Source organism: Arthrobacter sp. H14 (genome assembly GCF_000520495.1).
GTDB lineage: Bacteria > Actinomycetota > Actinomycetes > Actinomycetales > Micrococcaceae > Arthrobacter_C.
In genome coordinates this window covers 27288-30679 of record NZ_KI914706.1, presented here as the reverse complement: position 1 = coordinate 30679, position 3392 = coordinate 27288, and the positions used below count along the sequence as shown (strand labels likewise).

The following is a 3392-nucleotide window of genomic DNA, read 5'->3' as shown; positions in this document are numbered from 1 at the left end:
TTCGGGCAGGTGGAGCATTCAACATTGCGGCCGAGCCGGTCCTGACTCCTTCCGAGGTGGGTAAGCTCTTCGGCGCCAGCCGCACCTTCCACATCCCCTTCAACGTGCTCCGCGTCCTGGCGGCTGTGACCTGGAAACTGCGGCTGCAGCGTTCGGACCCCGGCTGGGTGGACATGGCCTCGCAGGCACCCGTCATGGACACCGACCGCGCCCGTGATGTACTGGGCTGGTCTCCGGCCAAATCGTCGGTGGATGCTCTCGCGTCCGTGGTTTTCGGATTGGGCAAAGGCGGCGGCATCGTGGGATCTCCCCCGCTGCACCCGCGCGATTAACACCTGCCCTGAATCACGCCACCGACACGGGGATTAACGCCGCCGGCCGGGGACGCTGAATCTTCAGCAGCCCCGGCCGGTTGGGTTTACCTGGCGGTGGCCGGTCTAGATCCGGTGCTGGCCGCCGGTTGTGCCCGGTGCCCCGGTTCCTGATCCTTGGCCGCTGGATTCCTTGACGTTGGACTGGGCTTCCTGTGTGCGGCCCTTGACGTCCTCGGCCGCGCCCCTACCCTCTTCCTTCACGGTCTGGGCGGAGCCCTGTGCCGAACCCTTCACGTCCTCCATGGCGTCCTTAGCCGGCTGCCTCATGTCATCGGCCACGGTCTTGGCGGAGTCCTTGAGCCCGGATACCAATGGCCCGGACCGATCTTTGACGCGCTGTGCCGCTTCCTTCTCCTTCTCGCTGGCGGGAATCAGCGCGGAAGCCAGCATGCCGGCGCCGAAGGCGATCAGCCCGGCAGCGACCGGGTTGCCCTGCGTCTTTTCACGGGCCTGATGCGGTGCATCCTGGATGGCGCCACCGGCCTCGTGGGCCTTCTCCTGCGCGACATCCTGGGCGTGGTGGGCCTTGCCACTGGCAGAGCCTTTGGCATGATCGGCCTCGCCCATAATGCTGTGCTTGACCCGGTTCAAGGACTCCCGGGAACGAGCAGTCTTCCGGTGCGCAATCGACGACGGGCTGACCTTGTCCTGGACCGCGTCCACATCGGTGCCGAGTTCGCTGCGGGTCTCTTCAATGTCGCGGCGGATTTCATCTGGTGTTTTGTTCATAGTCCTCACCTGTTCACTTCAGAGTTTTGGGAATCTCTTTGACGGTCTCGGTGGTGCGCGGAACACCTTGAATCGATTTCATTTCCTTCTTGCCCTTGGCAGCCAGAATCGCCGCAATGATGGCCCAGATGACGGCGACCACCACCCCTGACCAAGCCAGGCCCATCAGGTAGCCGAGAGCGATCCACAGTGCCAACGACAAGAACAACAGCACCATGTAGCCGCCGAGGGCCGCGCCGCCGAACATTCCGGCTCCCTTGCCCGCTTTGGTGGCCGACTCGCGGACCTCCGCTTTGGCAAGTTCAACTTCCTGGCGCATGAGCGTGGAAATGTCGCGGCTGACCTCGCCAAGCAGTTCGCCCAGTGACTGGTGCTCGGCTTTCGCCCGGGCGGTTGTCTCTCCGGCCAGGTCCGCCGCGGGGGCGGTACCGTCCGGATATGGGATGCGTTCTGTCGGGCGCGATCCCGGTACAGGTTCTCCTGGCCGGTTGCCCGGGTCAGGTTGGTGGGCGCCTGTCGCGGCTTCCCCCGGCGGAGGCGCAGAGTAGCGTGGTTCCGTCATCGCTTATCCCTTCCTTCATTGAGTCCGCGGGCATCGTCATCCGGGTAGGCCGGGTTGACGGGTCGTGGCTCCCTGTCGGGGAACCCCGGGCTGTAGCCCGGGGCCTGAGTGGAGGCGAGGTCCGGCATCGCCTGGTCCTCGCGCGCCGTCGCTCCCATCCGTCCCGTGTCGGTTCCGTAGCCGCCGCTTCCTCCAACGGTGGCAGCACCGCTTGTCGGCGGAACCGACGGCGCATCAGGCTCGTAGGCGCCTGGAGCCTGATGGGTCGAACCGTACGTTCCGGGGGACCCTGCGCTGCGGTGCCCGGCGTCCATCTGCCCCTGACCATCGCTGCTGTTGTCCTTTATTCCGCGGGTGAGCCGGCCGGCCAACAGACCGGCTCCGGCTGCGATGGCGAGGAATGCTCCCGGACGGTTCCGGGCAAAGCGCTTGGTCTCATCAAGCAGGCCGCCCGGGTCACGCTGATCCAGCCAACCGGCGATGTCTCCGGTGCGCCGCGAGGCCTCCTGAACCCAATGGGTCGCGGTGCCATTCTGCTCGGAGTTCTGCGCCATCGAACCCAATTCATCACTGATGGAGCGCAGGTTCTCCGCAACCTTCTTCTGTCGGTCGCCAGCCTGGCTCTTCAGGTCATCGCCAAGCTGATGCGTCAGATTCTGAGCCTGGCCCTTCGCTTCCTGGGCAACACCTTTGGCTTCGTCCTTGGCGACGCCGGCCACATGCTGACTGGCTTCCGCGCCTTCCTTGCCAACTTGCTTGGCCTCGCCCTTTGCGGCTTCCTTCGTCGAATCCCCGCCTTGGGAGCTACCGCCGGGGGGTGTGCCACCAGTTGTTCCTGCACCGGTGGTTCCGGGGGGAACGACGACGGGGGCTCCGTCGACGGGGCTGCCATCGGCGTGGCGGGGGGTTGTGTCCTCTGGCCAATTCTGAGTACTCATAATGGTTCCTCCTTGGTGGTTTTCCGGCTGCGGACTATCCGGCGGTCCAGCTGGACCGGGTCTGTGAAATCGAGCGGGACAACGGTTCAGTCCCGCCGCGGCCCGTGACTTTCACGGAGTTCACGTCCATGAGCGATGTCCTCCTTCTCTTTCTCTTGTTTCTTCTCGATCTGCTTGTTGTCCCGGGGAGGCAGTTGAATCGTTTCCTCGGCAGCTATGCCGGCCTGCAGTTCCCGCCCGCGTTCCGTCTCGGCGTCGAACTCGGCGCCGAAGAGCAGGGACAAATTGACCAGCCACAGCCACAGCAGGGAGACGATCACACCGCCGATGGCCCCGTAGGTTGCGTTGTAGCTGGAGAAGTTGGCGACGTAGAAGTAGAAGCCGAGTGAAGCAATAAGGAGGACGATAAGGGCGATCAAGGCGCCCATGCTCATCCACCGGAATTTGGATTGCTTCACGTTTGGAGTGCTGTAGTAAAGGATTGCGATCATCAGGAGGGCGAAGAACAGCAGAAGCGGCCATTTCGCGATGTTCCAAATCGTCACGGCCACAGAGCCCAGCCCGATGGCGCCGCCGATAGTCTCCGCAATGGGACCGGACACCACTGTCGTCCGGGGCAACGTCCGCGTGCCCGCCCGGACTGTTATCCGTGGTTGCCATTTGTCTCCTCCTCGAAGCACTACGACATCATCCTAATCGTAAGTACGCTTATTAATAAAGCACACAAGGAAATCGTCTAGCAACTGCCGCCATTAAACAGACCCGCCGGTGCCTCCAATTGGAGGCACC

Annotated in this window: 3 protein-coding genes and 2 pseudogenes; 1 reads left to right on the top strand and 4 read right to left on the bottom strand. The window is 63.6% G+C overall.

Features of this window, described 5'->3' with window-relative positions; translation table 11 throughout:
- A pseudogene (locus tag Y707_RS28435) lies at nucleotides 1-332 on the top strand (NAD-dependent epimerase/dehydratase family protein); the annotation flags it as partial.
- Between the two features lie 105 nt (nucleotides 333-437).
- Here the strand turns inward: Y707_RS28435 and Y707_RS28430 are convergent.
- The 4 genes and pseudogenes from Y707_RS28430 to Y707_RS28420 all read right to left on the bottom strand — a co-directional run.
- The gene (locus Y707_RS28430; protein WP_051442297.1) at nucleotides 438-1103 is read right to left on the bottom strand and encodes a DUF3618 domain-containing protein; all 666 of its coding nucleotides are present in this window, start codon (nucleotides 1101-1103) and stop codon (nucleotides 438-440) included.
- A gap of 13 nt (nucleotides 1104-1116) precedes the next feature.
- Nucleotides 1117-1512 carry a phage holin family protein gene (locus tag Y707_RS0121600; protein ID WP_026536579.1) on the bottom strand — a complete coding sequence of 132 codons (396 nt, stop codon included), beginning with the start codon at nucleotides 1510-1512 and terminating at the stop codon, nucleotides 1117-1119.
- A gap of 149 nt (nucleotides 1513-1661) precedes the next feature.
- Nucleotides 1662-2603, bottom strand: coding sequence for a CsbD family protein (locus tag Y707_RS28425; RefSeq protein WP_051442296.1), 942 nt, complete (start codon nucleotides 2601-2603; stop codon nucleotides 1662-1664).
- Nucleotides 2604-2689: 86 nt separating this feature from the next.
- Nucleotides 2690-3208 (bottom strand): annotated as a pseudogene (locus Y707_RS28420) (YihY/virulence factor BrkB family protein); the annotation flags it as partial.
- Between the last annotated feature and the right edge of the window lie 184 nt (nucleotides 3209-3392).